Raw genomic sequence first — 22,818 nt, forward strand, 5'->3', positions numbered from 1 at the left:
TTCACAAAAGTGGCATGGTTAAAAATATATAAAATGGTACTTTTTATCATGCCACTTTTATGTATAATAGGATGCAGACACAAACCCATAAATGGATTACGTTTCGCGAGCGTTCCTGTAAACTGTATGTAAAAGAGGTAATCATTATGGATAATAACAGATATGAATTGAATAAGGAACTCGCTCAGATGCTGAAGGGCGGCGTCATCATGGACGTTACCACACCGGAACAGGCCCGTATTGCCCAGGAGGCAGGTGCCTGCGCGGTCATGGCCCTGGAACGGATCCCGGCAGATATACGGGCCGCCGGCGGCGTTTCCCGCATGAGCGATCCGGGAATGATACGCGGCATTCAGGAAGCCGTAACCATACCTGTCATGGCCAAATGCCGCATCGGTCATTTCATGGAAGCCCGTATTTTGGAGGCCATTGAAATCGATTATATCGACGAAAGCGAAGTCCTTTCCCCCGCAGATGATGTATATCATATTGATAAAACAGGCTTCCGGGTTCCTTTTGTCTGCGGTGCAAGGGATTTGGGCGAGGCGCTCCGGCGCATCGCGGAAGGCGCCTCCATGATCCGGACTAAGGGTGAACCCGGCACCGGCGACATCGTACAGGCGGTGCGCCACATGCGGAAAATGAACAGTGAAATCGCCAGGATTGTGTCCCTCCGTCCGGACGAATTGTTTGAAGCAGCCAAAGAGCTTCAGGTTCCTGTTTCCCTTCTCCGTTATGTCCATGAACATAAAAGGCTGCCTGTCGTCAATTTTGCGGCCGGAGGCATCGCCACACCGGCGGACGCGGCGCTTATGATGCAGCTTGGCGCAGAGGGTGTTTTTGTGGGATCCGGCATTTTCAAATCCGGAAATCCGGCAAAACGTGCCGCCGCCATTGTAAAAGCCGTTACCAATTATCAGGATCCTGCTCTTCTCGCCAGCCTCTCGGAGAATCTGGGGGAGGCCATGGTAGGCATCAATGAATCGGAAATCGCCCTTTTGATGGCGGAAAGGGGAAAATAGACGCCTCTGACCGGCTCTATGGAAATCTGCTATGAGAATTGGTATCCTTGCCCTTCAGGGGGCATTTACAGAACATAAAATAATGCTGGAGGGTCTGGGCGCAGAATGTTTTGAGATCCGGCAGCTGAAGGATTTATATTCCGGGCCGGTTAACGGCCTCGTCTTTCCGGGCGGCGAAAGCACCGTCATGGATAAGCTGCTCCGGGAATCCGGTTTGTTTTCCCCTCTCCGGGGAATGCTGGAGAAGGGAATCCCGGTCCTTGCCACCTGTGCCGGTCTGATTCTTCTGGCAGAAAAGAAGGAGGACGGCACGCCGCCCTGTTTTGGCACCCTTCCCGTAACCGTCCGCAGGAATGCCTACGGGCGGCAGCTGGGAAGCTTTCAGGAAACCGCTCCTTTTGAAGGAATCGGGGATTTTCCCATGACATTTATCCGCGCTCCTCTGATTGTTTCGGCCGCCGGACAGGTAAAGGTATTGGCAGTCACCCGCCGTTATGAAATGACGCAGGGCATATCCCAAGAATTTCCCGCTGCCGTACGCTGGCAAAATCAGCTGGCCATGTCCTTTCATCCTGAATTAAGCGGCGATCCGTCTGTCCATGCTTATTTTCTGAATATGGTTCAACATGCAGCCTCCCTTTCCGAGGGAAGGCCCGCTTAAATATAAAAGCTTTTTATGAGGAGGAAACTGAAATGAGAAATGAAAAAGTCCAAAAACTGGTAATGACCGGCGTATTCGCAGCATTGTCCTATGTGGTATTCACCTTCCTGCAGATCAAAATAACGCTGCCCGGAGGGGACGCCACATCCATCCACCTGGGAAACGCGGTCTGCGTTCTGGGCGCTCTGATACTGGGCGGACTCTATGGAGGTGTCGGAGGCGCGCTCGGCATGACTATCGGAGATATCTTTGACCCCATTTATGTGATCTATGCGCCCAAAACGTTTATATTGAAGCTGTGCATCGGGCTGATTACCGGGCTCATCGCCCACAAATGCGGCAAAATCACCCATATCAGCGACAAAAAGAAAATTTTCCAGTGGACGCTTTTAGCCGCCATCGGCGGCCTGGCCTTCAATATGGTTGCAGACCCGCTGGTAGGCTATTTCTATAAGCTGGTTATACTCGGAAAGCCTGCAGCAGATATTACGCTCGCATGGAATATCGCTTCCACCTCCATCAACGCGGTTTTATCCACCATCGTTTCCGTTGCAGTCTACATGGCTCTCCGTCCCGCCCTGCAGAAGGCCGGACTCTTCTTCCGGCTCGGGACTGCCCCTTCGGGGAAATGATCTGCTTTGCTTCGTAACAATAGGTCATAAAAATACAGAAAACATTGTAAAAAAACAGCGACATTCCGCTAGCCGGAGTGCCGTTGTTTTTGTTATAATAAACTGGTTCGGATATCTTTTTCCGGCCGGAAGCATTCTGCCGGGCATGAAAGATTTCCGCACCCTATTATATTAAGAAAAGGAAGCGCATTCCATGACCGAACAAATGATGCCGGACAGGCCCTCAAGGCCATTCCGGATTCCGAAAAAGATTGCCATGATCAACGATATCGCGGGCTATGGCCGGTGTTCCACCACCGTATCCCTTCCCATTATCAGCGCCATGCAGGTGCAGGTGTGCCCCGTACCCACCTCCATTTTCTCCAACCACACCGGCTTTCCCGTACATTTTATGCATGACTGCACCGATATTCTGCCGGAATACCTGGAAAAATGGCGGGAACTGGAACTGACCTTCGACGGCATCTACTGCGGCTTTCTGGGAAGTGTGACACAGATCGGCATTGTTAAGGACTTTCTGGCCTCTCAGACCGGAAATGCCGGACATTCCCGGATATCTGCCGACGGGAACAGGCCGATCGTTATCCTGGATCCGGTGATGGGCGATCACGGCAGGGCTTACCGCACCATCACTCCGCAGCATTGTGAAGAAATGAAAGAGCTGCTCACCATGGCGGACATCATCACCCCCAACATCACGGAGGCCTGCCTTCTCACCGGCGCTGCATACCGGGAATCCGGATGGACTGCCGAAGAGCTGAAGGAGCTTACGGAGAAGCTCCACTCCATGGGGCCGGACAAAATCGTGATAACAGGCATGCAGGACGGCGATGATTTTGTGAATTTCATTTCTGTAAAAAAGGGACCTGAAGAGCTTCCTGATTGCAGCAACAGCTCTTGCCGCGACTGCTTCAACGGTTATTGCTGCGGCTGCTGCCGTATGCACATCGCCGGGGAATCCCGTCCGGGGACAGGGGATATCTTTGCTTCTGTCATCGCAGCGGATGCTGTCAACGGCGTTGATTTTTTCCAATCCGTGGAAAAGGCCGCAGGCTTTGTCCGCATATGCACCCAGGCCTCTTCGGAGCTGGACATTCCCCGGGAACAGGGGGTCTGCTTTGAAAATTTCCTGTACATGCTCGTCTGACCGCGGTTCTTCCGACTGCCCCGGCAGCGGTTCCTTATTAAAAAAACGTCCTGCGTTTAACGCAGTGAAACAAAATATAGAAAAGAGGTAACACCATGAATAAAAAAGAAGTTCTGGAAATCCGCAAGCAATATACTCATGAAAAATGCTCCATCACCCGCATCTGCGGCTGCTATGTGGACGGAGAAAAGAATATTAAAACCCAGCTGAAGGAAGCTTTTCTTTCCCTCCCGGAAGAAGAAACCTTCAAATATTTTAACCTGTTCAAGCAAACCCTTTCCGGTACTCTCGGCAAGAACCTGCTGAATCTGGAGTTCCCTCTGGATGCGGAAAATCCCGGCGGCCCCCAGGAATTCCTCCTGAAGCTGCGTGACAGCAAACTGCAGGACGACGCGCTGCTTGAAGAATTTTACCAGAAAATCATCGAGAACTATTATTTCCCGGAGAATTATTACATAATCCTCATACATGTGGCTTACGATATTCCCGGCAAGTCCCTGGACGGTTCGGAAATGTTCGATGCTTCTGAGGATGTCTATGAATACCTGCTCTGCAGCCTCTGCCCGGTCAAGCTGTCGAAGCCGGGCCTCTTTTACAACGCGGAAACCAACAATATTGAAAACCGGATCCGCGACTGGGTGGTGGAGCCTCCGGTAAAGGGCTTCCTCTTCCCGGCCTTCAACGACAGGAATACCGATATCCATTCCATGCTTTATTTTTCAAAAATGGCGGAGGAATTGCAGCCTGAGTTCATCGAGTCCATGTTCGGCTGCTTCCTTCCCCTCACTGCCGACAGCCAGAAGGAAACCTTCAATTACCTGATTTCCGATACTCTTGGGGATGACTGCGATTATGAAGTGGTGAAAAATATCCACGAACACCTTACGGAACTGGTGGAAGAGACAAAGGATTCCCCGGATCCTCTGGTATTGACCAAGCCGGATGTGAAGCGCCTGTTTGAACTGAGCGGCGTTCCTGAAGAAAAGCTGGAAACCTTTGACCAGACCTTTGAAGCGGCTGCCGGGGAAAAAGCGTCCCTTCTTGCCACAAACATTGCAGGCGGCAAAAAATTCAATATTGAAACGCCTGATGTTGTCATCAAGGTCAATCCTGAAAGAACGGATCTGATCGAAACAAGGATCATTGACGGTAAGGAATGCCTGGTCATCACCGTGAATGACCATATTGAGGTAAACGGCGTAAATGTCCGTACAATCGCCCCTTCCCATGAAGAAGAACCGGACACCGATGACGGCGCCGGTTCCACAGCTTCTTATGAAGAGACAGCAGCGGATGCCGCGTCAAACGGGCCGTCCTCATACACGGAGGAAGAAGCGATTCCCGCTTCCGCCCCTGCTGCCGCCCCGGAGGACGACGGTTACTCATTTTCCTGATTTTCATCCTCTGCCATCCGGTAGCCCACACCGATTTCCGTCAGTATGAACTGAGGCTCCGCAGGATTCTTTTCCAGCTTCCTGCGTATGTTCGCCATATTTACACGGAGGATGCGGTTGTTATCATCCGCATAAGGCCCCCATACATGGGAAATCAGGGAATCATAGGTGATAACCCTGCCGGAATTCCTCGCAAGATAGGATACAATTTTAAATTCCACCTGGGTCAGATGTACACTCTCCCCGTCAACAGTCACAAGGCGCTTGTCAAAATCAATGACAAGCCCTTTTGCTTTATATGGCTTATCAAACGCAGCTCCTCCGGGGCGGCTGCCGTGGCGCATGGCCGTGCGGATTCTCGCCAGCAGTTCATTGGATCCAAAGGGCTTGGTAATGTAATCATCCGCTCCCAAATCCAGGGCCATCACTTTTTCCTTTTCCTGGGTTCTGGCAGATATGACTATAATGGGGATGGAGGAATAAGAACGCACCTGCCGGATCACTTCCATGCCGTCGATATCAGGCAGCCCCAGATCCAGTAAAATCAGCTCCGGACACTGGGATGCAGTCAGGGAAATCCCGTCTCTGCCGAGCGCTGTGGTGATCGCTTTATAGCCCTGCGCTTTGAGAGTTGTTGCAATAAAATCACAGATATTTTTTTCATCCTCAATAATGAGTATCGTTACCTTTGCCTGCATGTTTGTATTTCCTCCGCTATTGTTCCTCATCCTCACTGCTTCTTGGCAGCGTAAATGAAAATTGTGCTCCATGTCCATGATTGCATGCACGGATGCTTCCTCCGTGCGCAGTTATTATCGTCTTACAGATGGAGAGGCCGATCCCCATTCCTTTATGCCCGTCCGAACTGCTGTTTTCCGTCTGTCCGGTTCCGTCAAAAATTGTTGTCAGCTTCTCCTCCGGAATCCCCACTCCCTGATCCGTCACCAGAAAAGTCACTTCATCCCTTCCTATTTCTGCCCGGCATTCCACAGGCTCTGTGCTTCCCGCATGAAATATCGCGTTTTCCATCAAGTTGATCAGCACCTGCTCTATCAGCGTGGCATCCATGGGTATCATCACAAATTCTTCCGGCAGAAGAACCTTGATCTGCGCATCCGGAATCCTCTTTTTCAATCGGAAGACAGCTTCCGCCATCACCTCCTCCACAGGTTCCAGGGATTTGTTGACACTGGCCGAATCGTCACGGATCCGGGTAACGGTGAGGAGGTTTTCCACCATATTTAAAAGCCAGTTGGCATCCTCTCTGATATGTCTGACCATGGTTCTCTTTTCGTCCGTATCCAGCCTGGCCTCATTCTCCAGATAGGAACTGCTGGCGCCGATAATTCCGGTTAAGGGTGTTCGCAGGTCATGGGATACTGCTCTGAGCAGATTGGCCCGCATCTTCTCCTTTTCCGCTTCCGCCAGCTTCTTTTCCCGATCCGCAAGAATCCGGGACTGCCGCTTCATGTGAGAAGCCGAGGCGCTGGTCAGCACCGATACCACCAGCATGCATATAAATGTCACCGGATAACCTTCCAGAATGAAATTGATCTGCCCATAAGGATATGTGAAAAGGAAATTTACACATACAACGCTTATCATGGCTGCCGCAATTCCGGGCAGGTATCCGCTGGTCAGCCTGGATATAAAAAGCAGCGCCAGGGTATAGAACATAATTACATTGATGTTGCTTGCAGATATCCGGTAATATACCAGAGCCACTATGGTAGCGGTAAGAAGAATTCCCAGGGTAATCAGTACATCCTTCCAGGTGAATTTATATATTTCATCCGTAATTTCCCCTTTCAGCTTCTGCCATCCTCCGTCTTTTTTCATGCATCGTCCCTTTCCGTCCGTATCCCATATTTTCTCATTTCCCCATAATTATACGTTCCGCAATACCCCCTGTCAACGATGGGGAATCATCCGGTTCCGTTATTTCCGAAGCCGCCGCCCCGCTGCGGATCCCGGCAGGCTTAAAAAGCAGAAAACCGGGGCGTCCAGTCAATGGACCGCTCCCGGTTTTCTGCTTTTATTTATCATTTATTATCAGCTCTGTACCAGAATTTTTTCAATTTCCACCACATACATGATATGGAAATCCTTTTCCTCAAAGAACTGGTCCACCAGGCCTTTGTCCAAAAAGCTTTCCTCTGTCATAGGCTGCTCATAGAGCTTCCGGCAGATAAGGGCCATACGGCTTTCCTTAAATACCGGCGCGCTGTTCACCATTTCCACATGCAGGCCGCTTGCAGCGATTTTATCCTCATCCCGTCCGGAAACAGTTCCCATATAATTCAACATCTTACGGCTGCTGTCATCGAAAAAGCTAAGGGAAAGCTTTTCATTCTTATCAATGAATTCCTTGGTATATCGCTGAGGCCTTACAAAAACAAAAGCCACTCTTTTCCCCCACAGGATACCAAGTCCTCCCCAGCTGGCTGTCATGGCATTTACCCTGCCTTCCTCCTCCGCCGCCACCAGCATCCAGTCCTCGTTGATTAAACGGAATACATTATCGGTCATTTCTTCGGGTTTGATTTTGTCCCACATGCTTTTTTCCTCCTGTCTGTCTTTACCTCTCCGGCATAATCACTGCCACGATAAAGTATGCAATAACTCCCAGGAAACCTGCTCCCAGAAAGATACTCGCGGCTACCCATATAATTCTGATTATGGTCGGATCCCAGTTAAAATATTCTGCGATACCGGCACATACGCCGCAAACCATCCTGTTGGTGGCCGATCTTTTCAGGCGTCTTCCGGTCTGACGGCCGCTGTCGCTGTAACCGCCGTAGCTTCCATTGCCGTATCCGCCGCCATAGCTGTTGCCGTAACCGCCGTTTTCCTGGCCCGCACCGCCGTAGCTGTTGTTGAAACCGCCATTCTGCCAGTCATTTCCCTGATAAGTTCCATTATTGTTATTGGAGTTATAATTCCCTCCATTATTATACTGTCCGGAATTCTGTGTATTATCACTCTGTGATTCCTGGGTATTATTTTCATTGTTCATATATTCGTCCATCTTATCCTCGCTTTCTGCCTTTACAAGGCCAGCACCTATTTTTATTATCGGCTATTCGCCCTAATTTGTAAAGTAAATTTGTATACTTCCCATGGAACATGTTAAATCAAAATCGCTGTCCGCATCATAATTCATCGTACGTTCCGACGCCATCCCGGCAAAATCATTTTCACCGATGGACATACTGCCCATTGATGTTTCCAGCTGATAGTTATGGTCGCTTTCTTTTCCGCTCAGAGACATATATACGGTACCCATGCCGCAGTCCCCGGTCATATCCCCGGTTATGGTCCCGTCATAATCCATGCTTCCCATTCCAATACTGAAATACATATCATCAACGGTCATCTCGTTGAAATATATCTGTCCCATGCCCAAATTAATATTGGCTTCATCTGCCTTTACATCTGTAACATTCAGGCTTCCGGCTCCCACATCACAATTGAGCACCTCCGCATTAAAACCGGAAAGATCCGCTTCCCCCGCTCCAAGCCCCAAATATACATTCAAGAAAGAGATATCGGAAGGCAGATAAAGGTAAACCCTTGTTGCAGAATCTTTGAAATTGGATTTATTCCGGTTATCCAGCACTCTGATATACAGAATCCCGTCTTCCACATAATACTGCGCCTTTTTTACCTTCTCACCTTCCAGATGGATATCTCCATCCGATGATTCCGAAACATAAAAACCTGCGCCGCCTAAATCCAGATCAAGCCCTACGATGGAATCCCTCTGCGCTGCGTAAGGAATTGTTGTACTGAAATCTTTTCCCTGTATCGGATAATTGCTGTTAAATCCCACGCTGTCTTCTTCCGATACATTCCAGTTATTATAGTTATATCCGGTAAAAGGAATGTTCAGTTCATTATTATAATACATTTCGTCAACCTGATACCTGCCGCCCGCCGCTTTTCCTGCGAGACTGAGTACCGCGCCCAGCAGCACCATTGCCAGTGCGGCCAGAAGAGTTATTTTTAAAAATTTATTCATTTTCTTTCCTCCATTTTTATGCCGCATTTCTTCTGGTAAAAGGCCATCTGCAGGCTCTCACGAATGCTGTGCAGACTACCGGGACCACTTTAGCCGCCACCCAAATCATACCAGCCGTCATTGCAAGACCGATTCCCGTACATATAAGTCCGCCGCCCAACAGGTAAATTGCTCCTGCAGGGAAAAGGAACAGCTTGGTAAACGCTTCTATTACAAGAACCACTCCAACTGCCAGGACGATAAACCCGGCTACCACAAGAGAAGCAACTACTGCGATGATTGCCACTGCAATACTGAAAATCACTGCCAGCACTGCAATTCCTATCGGGACGATAATCGGCAGGGCAAAAATACATAAAAGAACAAACAATATGATTTCACCGGCCGTACGTCTCTTTTTAGGAGGTCTGTTATAGGTATCGTAGGAATAACCATATTGGTTCTGGTACTGATACTGATTGGGTCCCTGGCCCTGATACTGGTTATAGGTATTCTGATACTGATTGCGGTAAGGCCCCTGATTATTATTAGTATAAGGGCTTCCCTGATATGGCTGGCCCTGCTGATAACCCTGATTGGGATTTCCCTGGTACTGGCCGCCCGGGTTTCCCTGGTACCCGGCTCCCCGATTGGGATTTCCCTGATACTGGTTACCCTGGCTGGGATTTCCCTGGTACTGAGTACCCTGACCGGGATTTCCCTGGTACTGGCTTCCCTGGCCGGGATTCCCCTGATACTGGTTACCCTGATTGGAATTTCCCTGATACTGAGTACCCTGACCAGGATTCCCCTGGTATTGGCTGCTCTGACCAGGATTCCCCTGATACTGGGTGTTCTGATACTGATTCTCCTGGTAACGGCCGTTTTGCTGCCGGCCTGCTGTTTCCTGTCCCTGCTCCCGGAAAGTATCCTGTCCCTGCTCCTGGGAAGCGTCTACCCGGGCTCCTGAAGCCTCCTGCTCTCTGTTCTCTGTCTCCATTGTATCAGAGGCGTTATTTTCTTCAGTTTTCTCCTCTTCAAATGCCTTTGCAAAGGTATCTTCTGAGAAATCATCACCCAACTGCAGGACGATTCTGTCACTGTTATTCCCGGAGGCCTCTGATTCTTCCGCAGCTTCCGGAACTGCCGGGGCTTCCTCTTCCATATTCATATGATAGCCGCCCTCGGTGAATTCTCCTGTTTCAATACCATCCCTTAAGCCTTCTTTAATATTGGCGGCTACCTGTGCGGGCGAACCCAGAGAACCGATTGACTCTTCTTCATTTTCTATACCGGCGTCATCAAGGTAATCATTGTAATATTGTAATGCTTCTTCCCGTTCTGCCTGTGAAATGTCCGAAAGGAGCATTTCCAACTGCTTCATAAATTCCTGCCTGTTCATTATTTAATACCTCCCTCGAACATTCCCGTTATTTTTGCGGAATACTTATTCCATTCTTCTTCGTATAACGTAAGCTGTGCCATTCCTTTTTCCGTTACCTTGTAATAGCGGCGGTTCCTGCCCGCGCATTCCATGTCGTAAACGGCAAGGCAGTCATCCTTTTGCAACCGTCTCAGCACCGGATACAGCGTGGACTCGGATAACTCAATTACCTGCCTTACTTCCTGGGTTATTTTATATCCGTAGGTCCCTTCCGGTTCCTTTGAGACAACAGCAAGCACAATCGCATCCAAAAGTGCCGCTCCTGTATTAAAAACCATATTCTGCACTCCCTTCTAATGGGGCTTTCATACTATACATTGTATAATATTGTTCTTTAGGTATACTATATGATATATAATATTTTTAGTCAAGGAATAATCAGGGAAGAATCGTTGAAAAATAGTGGATAAAAAGCGAAAGAAATTCTTAAGAAAGCTCCCACTAAAGAAAAGGAGAACCCCGCCAAAATTAACCGGCAGAAGTTCTCCCTCTTTTTACTGTTCCTGTTTTATTTCAGTTCTCCGAAGAGAAATATTTTCTTCTTAAATTTACAGATACCTTAATTCTCCGTACCATCCTTTAATTCACTGCCCTCTATGGCACTGTCAATAAGCTTTAACAGCTCCAGTGCACTGCGGAAATGCTTTGTAACACCTTTCTCCGTCCAGGATATGGATCCCTGCCATGTAGCGTTTTGCCTGCTGGTCACACGGACAATAAAGGAAGCCTTGCGTCCCACCTGATTTTTTATATCCTGTTCATCCTTCACCGCTTCTGCCTCCTTGTCTGTTTCTGTTTGTACCTTTTTGGGTTTCAGCGTTCTGTCACGGGTCGATGCCTGCGGGAAATTAAGCCTGTCATATAACGCCTCCATTTCAGCCAATAGCTGAAGCTGGTTGGTGAAAAGCACAGGGGTTTCCGAATAACAATGGTACATCCGTCCTTCTATCAGTTCCTCTTTTATCTCGTCAATGCAGACACAGATGACATTTTTCGGTAAAAAGCCCTTCTTCAATGACGTTTGCTGCATATAGCACCTCCCTCTCATCGTTAATTTGAGTATAACGGACATAGCGTAACGTCAAGCGTTACATTTCGCAAAAAAATGTTAATATTTCAAATATTTTGTTGAATATTCTGAACAGGACAGTTTCTGTCAGCGCGGCTGACTGCATTATATATAGAAGAACTCCCACCAGTAAAACCGACAGGAGTTCCCTTATATCTGACAGACTATGGTTTTGTACTCAAGAAGGAGATTTATTCCTCTTCTTTTTTACGTCTCTTATTATATACGGTAAATCCCAGTGTCAGCACGGCGCCCATCATCAGCAGTGACCAGCCTGCTATCGGTGCGGTATCTCCGGTTCCGGGTCCCTTGCTTTCTCCAAGGACACTTACCTCCGGCGCAAATGCTTCACCAAGGACGCCCATTTCAGGTCCTTCAGGAGCAAACGCTTCCCCAAGGACACCTGCTGTGGCTGCAGGCGCTGCACCGGGAGCCGGCGCATCAGGTTCGGGGCCGGGGCCAGGGCCGGGATCCGGGGTGGGAGTCGGTGCAGGATCAACCGGTGTTGTTGTGCTTTCATACAAAGCTGTAAATGTCATATCCTCTGCAACCTGATATTCTGCATCAGGCAATGCCTGAGACCAGCCGGTATGCCGGTAATCTGTATCCGCTGTTACTGTGGGTACTGTAATTTCGGACCATTCCGTGCCCTTCAGAACCTTCCAGCTTGTTTGGCCATCCAGACTTCCGTATTCTCCGGGAAGGAAGGTTACTGTCGCCCAAGCATCTTCATCTTCTGCATACTGCGCAACATAACTCTGATTGCTGTTGATCTTATCCGTACTCTCCGGCAGTTCAGGATTCCAGCCATCAGCCGCATATCCGGCATCGGGCTTGATTACGGGTACTTCTATTTCGGACCATAACGTTCCCTTCAGGACTTTCTGACTCAGTATACCTTCAAGCCTTCCGTGTGATCCCGGAAGGAATGTTACTGTTACCCATGCATCATCATCTTCCACATAGTAAACTTTGATTACTGCGCCATCAGAAACTGCGACTTTTCCATTAACCGCTTCCGGATCAACCTTGCTGTATTTATAGCCCGTTAACTTCTTCGCAATCTCTGCATCTGTGGGTATCTGAATATCACTTAACGCCACATTATTTACACTGACCTTCGCTGTTTTTTGCTCGCTTCCCACCAATGTATTTTCCGCATAATAGGAAACCGTATAATTAAATGTCTTTAAATCAAAGTAATACTTAATTTCCTCTGCCTTTTTTTTATCATTCGAGGCAAATGCAATAACCTTTGACTTTTGGCTGTTGTAGACATATCCCGGATACGCATCCTTATCCGTACATAACTTAATTGCATTTTTCTCAGCAAGCGCACTGACTGTATAAGATACTGTTTCATCCAATTTATAGCTTCCGTTTTCCTGTTCAAAGTAATACTTCACCTGTAAATTGGCATAATTACTGTCTTCTGCATCTGCCCACACTGCCTTAAATACAAACTCATTCTGGGCATTCGCATATTTTATCGTACCTGTACTGATTGTGAAACGATCATATTGCCTGTACTCTTTGCTGGTTCCTGCCAGTTCCCAGTGATCAAATACTTTTCCTTCTTTCTCCGGCACTCTGTTTGTAATAGCAATTACGTTATTTTCGCCGCTGAATGCAGTATAAGTATCTGAATCTGTAATATTGCCGGTTCCGCCGTTCAAATCATATTTTACAGAATAACCGGCCTTTTCAATACTTAAGAATATCTGTTTATTTGTTTCGGATGAATAGCCTACTTTAAATCTGTAATTGTATGTTACTCCATCTCTGTAATAAGTACCTTTTTCAATGGAAATTCCATTCATGCCTGTTCCGGTTAATTTTATTTTGTTTCCGTCATAGCCGGGTAAGATATTAAAATAGAATTCATTTCCATCTTTATCTGCTTTGTAAACAGTATTAATTGTGCCGGTTACCCATTTACTGGTATAACCCTCATATCCATAGAGCTGATTATTCGCTATACCGACTAATTGCTTTATAATAATTTCCGGACGCTTATTACTTTTAAAATTACCGCTGTTAATAACGATATCTTCATATGCATTGGTAATTGTAATAGCATAGGTATATTTATTAAAATCAACTGTCCTGCTGCCGGTATTGATTTTTTCTGAAACAACATTAGTTAATTCGATCTTCACCTGGGTCCCGCTGGGTAAGGTTGTTGTCGCCTGCGCTCCCTTTGTATAGCTGGTGGGAACATTGACAAAGGTTCCATTAATCTGTAATTGATTTAAGAGCCAGTCTGTCCAGGTACCTTCTCCATCCTGATGGCCGCTGTCACTTACCAGTGTTAATTTTAAGGTTTCACCATTTCCAAAAGAGGAGCCGGAATTAGGGCTTGTAATATTTCCCTGTCTTATTTCATTGTTGGAATAAGTTAATTTATAGCTGTTAACCTTCTTAAATGTAACTGTTACTTCCTGATCCTGGTCTGCCTTCTGCACCGTATAATCCCATTTATAGTCAGTAACTTTTATTCCATTTATTATTGTTCCATTTACTTTCACATTATCGATTACATAACCACGGTTAAATTCCACCCGGAAAGTCAGATCACTGTCCTTCTTGATTTTCTCAGGGCCGGTTACGCTTCCGCCGTCCGAACCCGGTGTATCGTTAACTTTCGTTATATAAGTTACATTCAGGTTAGATAAATCTGATTCATAAAACAAAACAATCTCTCTGCCGTTTTCCAGTATTGTTCCCGCATCGGATTCCCCTACACTGTAATATACGATATCTTCATATACACCGACGTACTGAATGGTATCCTGATCTACTTTTGCTTCAACAAAAGTATAGCCTGCAAAAGAAGGGGCATTCTCTTTGATTTCCCCTACCGGAAGAAGAAATGATCCGTCATTATCATCCGCTCCGGAAATTCTTACTGTCACTGATTCCTCAGGATTAGCCCGGAGAATATTTCTCATGAGCAAACGCTGTGCGGCCTGCTCCGTCTCAACAGAAACAGTGGTATCCCCCTGAATATTTTTCAGGATATAAGAGCCGTCTGAGGATTCCAGATCAGCGCCGTCAGCTGTTACGCTTTTTAAGCGATACCCCTTTCCAGTCTCAACCTGAAAGGACAGATCGCTGTCTTTTTCTGCTTCCGCACTGGCAACAGCTTCTCCATTTACTTTAATAACTGCTTCACCGCTGACGTCAAATGAAACCATAAAAGTATCTTTCTTTTCATTTTCCGAAGTCTCAGTAACGTCCTCTGTAACGGTCTCTTCCGTTTCCAGTTCATCTTCGGTGGATACTGCAGTGATTTCGCTCTCTGTCTCCGTATTCTCCCCGCCAGCTTCCGTGATTTCTTCCGACTCGTCCGTCTCCGACGTCTGTGTTCCTTCCGGAACCTCTGAGCTTTCCTCATTTTCCGAAGAGTCTGATGAAGCTGCTGATGTCACTTCTTCTGTCTTATCCTCGTTTGCATCTGATGCCGGTTCGCTTGATATTTCGGCTGCTGATTCTACTTCTGCGGCAGTAACAGTCATCCTGTCATTTCCCAACGTAGTGGCAGCCAGAACAAAAACCAGCAGAAATGCCCAAAGTCTTTGTAACGATTTTGCCTTTTTCATTCCTCTTTCTCCTCTCTTTTCTTTAAACAACACTTAACCAAACCCCTGTTTTCCTAACTGTCATTTACTGCTTCCTCTTCATCATCTTCCAAAGCACTGGCGATAAGCTTCAAGAGCTCCAGAGCGCTTCGAAAATGTTTTGTAATTCCTCTCTCCGTCCAGGATATGGATCCCTGCCATGTGGCATATTGTCTGCTGGTTATCCGGAGAATGAAGGAAGCCTTACGTCCAACCTGATTATTGATATCCTGTTCATCCCGCACCTCTTCTGCCTCCTTATCTGCCCCTGTTTGGATTATTTGGTTCCGTATACTGATTTCCTTCACCATTAATTTGAGTATAACAGTCCAGGTGTTACATAAAGTGTTACATATCAGGAATTAGTGTAACTATTTTTTAACTTTTTTGGGTCAAACAGGAATTTTTTATGGGAAAACACCTTTTAAAATAATTTTTTCCCATGCAATACCAAAAAGACCGCCCGGATTTCTCCGGACGATCTTTTTGACTAAGGAATTATTCCTCTTCTTTTTTACGTTTCTTTGCAGTAATTCCCAATGTCAGAATGGCTCCCATTATAAGGAATGACCATCCTGCTATCGGTGAGCTGTCTCCGGTTCCGGATCCCTTGCTTTCACCGAGAACCCCTACTTCAGGAGGCAGCGCTTCTCCAAGGACTCCTACTTCAGGCTGTACAGGGGCAAATGCTTCTCCCAGTACTGCTGTTGCCGCCGCAGCAGGTTCACCTCCTGCAGGCTCATCCGGTATTGGTGCTGCCGCCGGTGTATGGCTGTTGGTAATCGTAAAGCCATCAATAACAGTACTGTAACCAACTACATCCGCTTCGTTAACCGAATATTCGATCTCCTTTCCGGCAGTATTATATTTCTCCAAATCAGTAAATTCATATGTCCACAAATTTTCAGCTGTTATCGTTGCCTCTGTTACAGCTTTACCATCTGCGAGTAAACTGACCAATATACTTCCCGGACGAATATTATCCTGGTTATCTGCATCCTCCCAAATCTTTGTAACTAAAATATTCACAGGATCTTCTTCAGGATTCTTACCGGTATATCTGTTCACCACTTCAAATCCATTTTCCGCATCCCCATCAATATGACTTTCATAGCCATTAATACTGTCTTCCTCAACCTCATAAATAATGGGAGTTCCATTTTCCATAAACCGGGGAAGATCCTTAAATTCAAACGACCATCCCGTACTTTCATCAATGACAGCCTGATCCATTTCTTCCGAATCAGCCAAAAGCCTTATGGTAATACTCTCCGGCAATTCACCTCCGTCATAATCAAGCCATGTCTTGGTTCCCTGTACGGTGATCTGTGTTAAATCAGATTCAATCACTGTGTTGGTAAAAATCCGTCCGTCCTGGCTGACTTCCTGTTCATAACCTTCCGTAATCACTTCCTCCACTGTATAGGCTATTTCCTTTCCGTCATCCGTATACCTTTTCAACTTTTCAAAACTATAACTCCAGACATTTCCGTCTTTTTCCCATACAGGGGTTATATTTTCCTGCTTTGCGCCATCCGCATACAGATTAAGAACCAAATCATCCGGCCTGGTATTTCCTGCATTGCTGTAATCTACCCAGATCTTTGTTCCATTTACCGTCGTGAGCGTCTTTGCATCATCAATCAGCTTATTAACCAGATCATTGCTTTCTCCGGAATCTGTCCTTACATATCCATCCGGTACGCTTTCCATTACCGTATATACAATCTCTTTTCCTTCTGAAGTATATATAGGTAAATCAGTAAAACGATAATTCCATTTATTTCCGTCCGTATTGCTCCAGACAGGGGTTTTCTCTACAGGTGTTCCGTCCGCAAGAAGTATTAAGCTGAATTCCTCTGCCGATGGCCTGGTTCCTTCGACATTACTGTAATCTTCCCATGTCTTGGTTCCTTCGACTGATTTCAGAGTTCTCTCATCGTCATTTACCGTATTTTCGAAATTATTATCAGCCTTACCAGTCTGTGAATAATCCTGGAGTTTTTCCTCCTCTACTGTATAAACTATGAGTACCCCGTCATCCGTATATTTCTGCAGATCATTGTAACGATAATTCCATACATTCCCGTCTGTATTGCTCCAGACAGGTACGGCATCAACTATTTCCGTTCCATCCGCAAACAAATGCAGTGTCAGCGTCTGAGGCCTTGTTCCTCCGGCATTGCTGTAATCCACCCAGGTTTTGGTTCCGCTTACCGTGGTCTGTGTTGCAATTCCATCCTTTACCTTATTTTCAAACGAATTTTCCACATTCTTCGTCTGTGTATAGTTTTCAGGCACCGTTTCCTCGACACGATAAGTTATCGGCTTTCCATCCTCTGTGAACTTCTTCAGTCCGGTATAGCTGTAACTCCATACATTCCCCTCTTTTGTCCAAACGGGGGCTGCATCCATTACTTCCATATCATCCGCATATAAATGCAGCTCCAGATTCTCAGGCCTTGTCTTTCCGGCATTGCTGTAATCCACCCAGGTTTTGGTTCCTTTTACCGTAATCTGTGTCGCAGCTCCATCCTTTACTTTATTTTCAAACGAATTTTCAACCTTCTTCGTCTGTGTATAATTTTCAGGCACCGTTTCCTCAACACGATAGGTTATCGGCTTTCCATCCTCCGTGAACTTCTTCAGTCCGGTATAGCTGTAACTCCATACATTCCCCTCTTTCGTCCAAACGGGGGTTGCATCCATTACTTCCATATCATCCGCATATAAATGCAGTTCCAGATTTTCAGGCCTTGTCCCTCCGGCATTGCTGTAATCCACCCAGGTTTTGGTTCCGCTTACCGTGGTCTGCGTCGCAGTTCCTTCCTTTACCGTATTTTCAAACGAATTTTCAGCATTCTTCGTCTGCGTATAATTTTCAGGCACCGTTTCCTCAACACGATAAACTATCTCGCTTCCGTTTTCCGTATACTTCTTCAGCCTGCTATAGCTGTAGCTCCATACATTCCCTTCCTTCGTCCAAACAGGGACTGCATCCATTACTTCTGTATCATTGGCATACAAATGCAGTTCCAGATTCTCAGGTCTTGTAATTCCTGCATTGCTGTAATCCACCCAGGTCTTTGTCCCGCTTACCTCAGTCCAGGTTTTCTCTCCGTCTATCAACGTATTTACAAACATTCCCCCTTCATTCACAGTCTGGGTATAATTCGACGGAACTTCCTCTTCCACTTCATACAGGATCACTTTTCCTTCATCCGAATATTTCTTCAGACCGGTATAACTATAGCTCCATACATTTCCGTCTTTTGTCCAGTCCGGAGTTATATTTTCCAGCTTTTCACCATCCGCATACAGGTTCAGGATCAAATCATCCGGCCTGCTCTTCGTTACATTGCTGTAATCCTCCCAAACCTTTGTCCCGTTTACCGTGGTAAGCGTCCTTGAATCATCAGTCAGCTTATTAACCAAATCTCTGCTGTCCCGGGAATCGGTTCTTACATATCCATCCGGTATGGTTTCTGTTACCGTATATTTGATCTCCTGTCCATCGGATGTATATATCGGCAGATTATCATAACGGTAATTCCATTTATTCCCGTTAGTATTGCTCCAGACAGGCGCTTTGTCAACGGGCGAACCATCTGCAAGAAGGATTAAATTAAATTCTTTTGCCGTTGGCCTGGTTTTTTCCGCATTGCTGTAATCTTCCCATGTCTTGGTTCCTTCTACCGATGTCCGGGTTCTCTCATCATCCTTTACGGTGTTTACGAAGTTATTCCCATCTTTTCCAGTCTGTGAATAATCCGGAAGCTTTTCCTCCACTACGGAATAGTTTATGAGCACCCCTTCATCCGTATATTTCTGCAGATCATTGTAGCTATAGCTCCACACATTCCCATCCGTATTGCTCCAGACAGGTACGGCGTCAGTCAATTCCTTTCCATCCGCAAACAAATGCAGAGTCAGTGTCTGAGGTCTTGTTCCTCCGGCATTGCTGTAATCCACCCAGGTCTTGGTTCCGCTAAGTCCGGTCGTCCCTGTAAGTGTATTTATCACATCATAATTTTCTGTTCTTGAACGATATCCCTCTGCTTCTGCTTCTTTAATTTTATATTCAATTTCCGCGCCGTCTTTATTTTTAGGCAGTCCTGAAAATGTCCATGACCATCCATCTTCGGCAGTTACTTCTTTAGAATAAACATTCCCATCAGAGCCCTGAAGAATAATTGTGATACTATCCGGCCTGGTGCCATATGCATTATTATTATCTAACCAGGTTTTCCCGCCTTCAATTGTAATTTCATCAGGCGTATGAGTATTAGTCAGTATGAAGCCGTCATTCACAAAAGCATATTTTGTGGAATATCCTTCTACGTCTTCCTCTTTCACCGAATATTCAATACGTTTTCCATTTTCATACTCCGGCAGATCAGGAAAACGTCCGTTCCAGTTATTCCCTGAATTAAGCGTTATTGTTTTTGCCGGAATATAGGGATTTCCATTCTTAAGCAGTTCCACTGTTACACTTTCAGGCCTGATTCCATCCTGATTATCTGCATCCGCCCATTTCTTGGCAACAGGAATCGTAATATTCCCTTTTCCGACTAACGTATTAGTAATAATATTTCCATCCTGGGAACTTTCGTAATTCTCCGGCACATTCGTTTCTTTTACTGTATAGGAGATTTCCTTGCCCGATGTATCATACTTGTTTACATCTTTAAAAGTATACATCCAGTCATTATCTTTGGTTAATACAGCGTTATTATTGGTAGCCTTGCCATTAGCTGTTAAGTTGACGGTAATACTATCCGGCCGGAGGCCTACCGCATTATCATCGTCAACCCATAGCTTGGTCACCTCTACATCTACAGGAGCATCACCGGGATTTTTCCCCGTATAGGTATTTGTGATATTAAATTTATTCTTCTCATCTACAGACGATACATATCCGTCAGGTACTACTTCCTCTACCGTATATATATACTGACCTCCGCCAGGCCTGTTTTGAGGCAGATTGGCAAAGTTATAAGAAGTTCCTCCGTTTGTAATCGTTGTAGTCCGGTATAACTTTCCATCCCGATACAGGTTGATCGTAACCGTGGGATAGTCTGTCGTTCCTTTCGGCACATTCCAGGTCTTTCTGCCGTTTATATCAATTCTTTTCAAATCAAAATAATAATTGATATCTATCTTATCGTTATCATTATTCGATGCAAAACCAACAACGTTTGAACGTTGGTCGTTATATAAATAGTCAGGATATCTGTCCTTATCTGTGCACAGTTTAATTGCCGCCTTTTCTGCAAGCGCGCTTACTGAATATGAATAATCTACTATGTAGCCGCCTTCTTCCTTTTCGAGGAGGTAATTTATCTTTACATTGGCATAGCTGCTTTTTCCTATGTCTGCCCAGACAGCTTTGAATACAAACTCATTCTTATTATTTGCATATCTTACCGTAGAAGCATTTATTGTAAAACGAGAATACTGCCTGTAAACACCACTGTTATCACCTGCTAATTCCCAATGATCAAAAATCTTCCCGTCCAGTGTCGGCACTTTATATGTTACAGCAACAATATTATTTTCACCTTCAAATGCTGTGTAAGTATCATCATCTGCAATTTCACCGGTTCCGCCGTTTAAATCATACCTAACCGTATATTTTGCTTTCTCTGCGCTCAAAAATATCTGTTTATTTGTTTCTGATGACCAATTTACCTTAAACATATACTTATACGTTTTATTATCTTTCGTATAAGAACCTTCTTTAATCTCAATCCCGTCCATGCCGGTTCCGCTTAATTTTATATCTTTTCCGTCATATCCCGGCTTAACATTAAAGTAAAACTCATTTCCGCCGCTGTTGGCAGCCTTATAAACATCATTTATAGTACCGTTTTTAAACAGGTTTCCATTGGCATCCAGGCCATAAAGCCGGTCGCCCTTTATTCCCTCTAACTGCTTGATAATGATTTCCGGTCTTTTATTGCTTTTAAAATTACCGCTGCTTATATCTATATCTTCATACACATCGCTGATTGTAATTGTATAGGTATATTTATTAAAATTTTGACTTCTCCCGCTGCCGGTACTAATTCTTTCCGAATCAATTTTGGTCAGTTTTACATTCACCTTGGTACCGCTGGGTAAAATTGTTGTTGCTTCTGCGTTCGTCTCATACGAAGAAGGCACATTAATAAATACGCCATTGACCTGCAGGTTATTCAAGAGCCAATCCGTCCAGGTTCCTTCACCATCCTGATGCCCGCTGTCGCTTACCAACGTCAGGACTAATGGCTTTTCACCGGTAAAAGTTGAATTATTTCCCGGAGATGTAATATTACCCTGCATTATTTTACTATTATTATAAGTCAGCTTATAACTAGTTATTTTCTTAAACGTTACTATAACATTCTGCGTTTTCGTAACATTCTGTATCGTATAATCCCATTTATTATCAGCGACTTTGGTTCCTGTTAATGGCATACCGCCATTTATTTTCACATTGTCAATCTCATAACCACGGTTAACTTCAACCCGGAAAGTCAGCGCACTGTTCCTTTTCACACTCACCGGCCCCGTTACTGTTCCGCCGGCCGCGCTCTGTGCATTTCCCACCTGGGTTGTATAAGTCACTTCTACCTTCAGCGAATCCGATTCATAGTACAATACAATCTCTTTATTATCCTCTAAAATCGTCCCCGCATCCGTTTCTCCCGCACTGTAATAAACATAATTCTCATAAACCCCTGCAAACTGGATAACATCATCATCTACTCTTGCTTCAACAAAAGAATATCCGTCAAAAACAGGAGCATGCTCTTTAATTTCCCCTACCGGAATATTGACTGTCCCATTATTTCCATCCGCTCCGGATACTCTTACTTTCACGGTTTCCTCTGTGTTTGCAAGAAGGATATCACGCATAAGCATGCGCAGCTTATTCCGCTCGGTACTGACAGAAACTGTCATATCATCCTGAACATTTTCCAGCTGATACGTACCGGCTGAAGTCCCCAGCTCACTGCCATCCGCCGTTACTTTCTTTATCCGGTAACCATCGGAAGCCTCCACATGAAATTCTACATTTGTACCAGCTTCGATATCTTCTGCGAAAGAAACACTTTCTCCATTCACCTTGACGACAGCCCCGTCACCAACCTCAAAGGAAACCGTAAAGGAATCTTTTTCCTCCTCTTCAGAAGTCACTTCCGTTGAAGTCTCAGTAACTGTCTCTGTTTCAATCTCTTCTGTTTCTGTCCCCTCTTCGGAAGTCACAGCGGCGGGTTCACTCTCTGTACCGCTTTTTGTACTTTCCTCATTATCTTCGGAGGCTGTTTCCGGCTTATCCGCCTTTCCCTCTTCAGATTTCTGCGTTCCTTCCGGGACTTCTGCCTTTTCATCACTGTCGGATGAAGCTGCAGAGGTCTCTTCCACTGTCTTTTTTTCATTTGCATCGGATGCCGAAGCACTCGACACTTCGGTCGCTGATTCTACTTCCGCGGCATTAACAGTCACGCTGTCATTTCCTAACGTAGTAGCAACCAGAACAAAAACCAGCAAAAATGCCCAGAATCTTTGTAATGACTTTGCCCTTTTCATTCCACTTTCCCCTCTCTTTTTTACAATGCTTGTTAAAATTGTCCTCACCATCTTTTCCTTCTTCACCATCTGACCTGCGGACAATGAATGAAGCTTTATGCCTGCTCTGTATGTTTATATTCTGTTCTTCCCGCTCTTTTCTGCCTCCTTGTCTTCTCATATCTGCATATTGGGTTTCAGCCTGCTGTTACGGGAGAACCTCTGCGGAAACATGAATCCAGCCTGTTAATATCGAATTCATAAATCAAATCTCC

The 22,818-nt window shown here is 45.7% G+C and carries 16 protein-coding genes; 5 read left to right on the plus strand and 11 right to left on the minus strand.

Translation table 11 applies throughout. The features are described from left to right. Window positions 1-146: 146 nt before the first annotated feature. The 5 genes from pdxS to BLA28_RS10095 all read left to right on the plus strand — a co-directional run bounded on the left by pdxS (window position 147) and on the right by BLA28_RS10095 (window position 4,856). Window positions 147-1,022 carry a pyridoxal 5'-phosphate synthase lyase subunit PdxS gene (gene pdxS, locus BLA28_RS10075; protein WP_069154119.1) on the plus strand — a complete coding sequence of 292 codons (876 nt, stop codon included), beginning with the start codon at window positions 147-149 and terminating at the stop codon, window positions 1,020-1,022. 31 nt (window positions 1,023-1,053) lie between these two features. Then, on the plus strand, window positions 1,054-1,683 hold the full coding sequence (gene pdxT / locus BLA28_RS10080; RefSeq protein WP_069159339.1) for a pyridoxal 5'-phosphate synthase glutaminase subunit PdxT: 630 nt from the start codon (window positions 1,054-1,056) through the stop codon (window positions 1,681-1,683). 32 nt (window positions 1,684-1,715) lie between these two features. Further along, window positions 1,716-2,315, plus strand: coding sequence for an ECF transporter S component (locus BLA28_RS10085; RefSeq protein ID WP_069159340.1), 600 nt, complete (start codon window positions 1,716-1,718; stop codon window positions 2,313-2,315). 193 nt (window positions 2,316-2,508) lie between these two features. Next, complete coding sequence (locus tag BLA28_RS10090; protein ID WP_069159341.1) at window positions 2,509-3,462, plus strand: pyridoxamine kinase; 954 nt, start codon at window positions 2,509-2,511, stop codon at window positions 3,460-3,462. A gap of 95 nt (window positions 3,463-3,557) precedes the next feature. Then, window positions 3,558-4,856: a DUF4317 domain-containing protein gene (locus BLA28_RS10095; RefSeq protein WP_069159342.1), complete on the plus strand. Its 1,299-nt coding sequence runs from the start codon at window positions 3,558-3,560 to the stop codon at window positions 4,854-4,856. Here BLA28_RS10095 and BLA28_RS10100 read toward each other — a convergent pair. The 11 genes from BLA28_RS10100 to BLA28_RS10150 all read right to left on the minus strand — a co-directional run bounded on the left by BLA28_RS10100 (window position 4,841) and on the right by BLA28_RS10150 (window position 22,564). Next, on the minus strand, window positions 4,841-5,554 hold the full coding sequence (locus BLA28_RS10100) for a response regulator (RefSeq protein ID WP_009255639.1): 714 nt from the start codon (window positions 5,552-5,554) through the stop codon (window positions 4,841-4,843). The genes BLA28_RS10095 and BLA28_RS10100 overlap by 16 nt on opposite strands. A gap of 16 nt (window positions 5,555-5,570) precedes the next feature. Continuing rightward, on the minus strand, window positions 5,571-6,695 hold the full coding sequence (locus tag BLA28_RS10105) for a sensor histidine kinase (RefSeq protein ID WP_069159343.1): 1,125 nt from the start codon (window positions 6,693-6,695) through the stop codon (window positions 5,571-5,573). 213 nt (window positions 6,696-6,908) lie between these two features. Continuing rightward, window positions 6,909-7,412, minus strand: a complete 504-nt coding sequence (locus tag BLA28_RS10110; RefSeq protein WP_069159344.1) for a flavin reductase family protein — start codon at window positions 7,410-7,412, stop codon at window positions 6,909-6,911. Between the two features lie 22 nt (window positions 7,413-7,434). Further along, window positions 7,435-7,884 (minus strand): PspC domain-containing protein, encoded by a 450-nt coding sequence (locus tag BLA28_RS34770; RefSeq protein ID WP_044969222.1) that lies wholly within the window; start codon window positions 7,882-7,884, stop codon window positions 7,435-7,437. A 60-nt stretch (window positions 7,885-7,944) separates the two neighbouring features. Continuing rightward, window positions 7,945-8,877, minus strand: a complete 933-nt coding sequence (locus BLA28_RS10120; RefSeq protein ID WP_169897229.1) for a DUF4097 family beta strand repeat-containing protein — start codon at window positions 8,875-8,877, stop codon at window positions 7,945-7,947. A gap of 16 nt (window positions 8,878-8,893) precedes the next feature. After that, window positions 8,894-10,258 (minus strand): HAAS signaling domain-containing protein, encoded by a 1,365-nt coding sequence (locus BLA28_RS34530; RefSeq protein WP_069159346.1) that lies wholly within the window; start codon window positions 10,256-10,258, stop codon window positions 8,894-8,896. After that, a complete protein-coding gene (locus tag BLA28_RS10130) occupies window positions 10,258-10,578 on the minus strand; it encodes a PadR family transcriptional regulator (protein WP_009255645.1) in 321 nt (106 codons plus the stop codon). The genes BLA28_RS34530 and BLA28_RS10130 overlap by 1 nt, the downstream gene beginning before the upstream one ends. A gap of 281 nt (window positions 10,579-10,859) precedes the next feature. Next, a complete protein-coding gene (locus BLA28_RS34130; protein WP_242879962.1) occupies window positions 10,860-11,330 on the minus strand; it encodes a hypothetical protein in 471 nt (156 codons plus the stop codon). Window positions 11,331-11,560: 230 nt separating this feature from the next. After that, window positions 11,561-14,971: a hypothetical protein gene (locus BLA28_RS10140; protein WP_069159347.1), complete on the minus strand. Its 3,411-nt coding sequence runs from the start codon at window positions 14,969-14,971 to the stop codon at window positions 11,561-11,563. 53 nt (window positions 14,972-15,024) lie between these two features. Continuing rightward, window positions 15,025-15,234 carry a hypothetical protein gene (locus BLA28_RS10145; RefSeq protein ID WP_081330219.1) on the minus strand — a complete coding sequence of 70 codons (210 nt, stop codon included), beginning with the start codon at window positions 15,232-15,234 and terminating at the stop codon, window positions 15,025-15,027. Window positions 15,235-15,487: 253 nt separating this feature from the next. After that, window positions 15,488-22,564: a Cna B-type domain-containing protein gene (locus BLA28_RS10150; RefSeq protein WP_169897230.1), complete on the minus strand. Its 7,077-nt coding sequence runs from the start codon at window positions 22,562-22,564 to the stop codon at window positions 15,488-15,490. Between the last annotated feature and the right edge of the window lie 254 nt (window positions 22,565-22,818).

The organism is Eisenbergiella tayi (assembly GCF_001881565.1).
In the GTDB taxonomy this organism is placed as follows: Bacteria; Bacillota; Clostridia; order Lachnospirales; family Lachnospiraceae; genus Eisenbergiella; species Eisenbergiella tayi.

What these genes read in the sequence shown, in the direction of transcription:
- pdxS (WP_069154119.1), top strand. Translation starts at nt 147, where the DNA reads ATGGATAATAACAGATATGAATTGAATAAGGAACTCGCTCAGATGCTG.
- pdxT (WP_069159339.1), top strand. Translation starts at nt 1,054, where the DNA reads ATGAGAATTGGTATCCTTGCCCTTCAGGGGGCATTTACAGAACATAAA.
- BLA28_RS10085 (WP_069159340.1), top strand. Translation starts at nt 1,716, where the DNA reads ATGAGAAATGAAAAAGTCCAAAAACTGGTAATGACCGGCGTATTCGCA.
- BLA28_RS10090 (WP_069159341.1), top strand. Translation starts at nt 2,509, where the DNA reads ATGACCGAACAAATGATGCCGGACAGGCCCTCAAGGCCATTCCGGATT.
- BLA28_RS10095 (WP_069159342.1), top strand. Translation starts at nt 3,558, where the DNA reads ATGAATAAAAAAGAAGTTCTGGAAATCCGCAAGCAATATACTCATGAA.
- BLA28_RS10100 (WP_009255639.1), bottom strand. Translation starts at nt 5,554, where the DNA reads ATGCAGGCAAAGGTAACGATACTCATTATTGAGGATGAAAAAAATATC.
- BLA28_RS10105 (WP_069159343.1), bottom strand. Translation starts at nt 6,695, where the DNA reads ATGAAAAAAGACGGAGGATGGCAGAAGCTGAAAGGGGAAATTACGGAT.
- BLA28_RS10110 (WP_069159344.1), bottom strand. Translation starts at nt 7,412, where the DNA reads ATGTGGGACAAAATCAAACCCGAAGAAATGACCGATAATGTATTCCGT.
- BLA28_RS34770 (WP_044969222.1), bottom strand. Translation starts at nt 7,884, where the DNA reads ATGGACGAATATATGAACAATGAAAATAATACCCAGGAATCACAGAGT.
- BLA28_RS10120 (WP_169897229.1), bottom strand. Translation starts at nt 8,877, where the DNA reads ATGAATAAATTTTTAAAAATAACTCTTCTGGCCGCACTGGCAATGGTG.
- BLA28_RS34530 (WP_069159346.1), bottom strand. Translation starts at nt 10,258, where the DNA reads ATGAACAGGCAGGAATTTATGAAGCAGTTGGAAATGCTCCTTTCGGAC.
- BLA28_RS10130 (WP_009255645.1), bottom strand. Translation starts at nt 10,578, where the DNA reads ATGGTTTTTAATACAGGAGCGGCACTTTTGGATGCGATTGTGCTTGCT.
- BLA28_RS34130 (WP_242879962.1), bottom strand. Translation starts at nt 11,330, where the DNA reads ATGCAGCAAACGTCATTGAAGAAGGGCTTTTTACCGAAAAATGTCATC.
- BLA28_RS10140 (WP_069159347.1), bottom strand. Translation starts at nt 14,971, where the DNA reads ATGAAAAAGGCAAAATCGTTACAAAGACTTTGGGCATTTCTGCTGGTT.
- BLA28_RS10150 (WP_169897230.1), bottom strand. Translation starts at nt 22,564, where the DNA reads ATGAAAAGGGCAAAGTCATTACAAAGATTCTGGGCATTTTTGCTGGTT.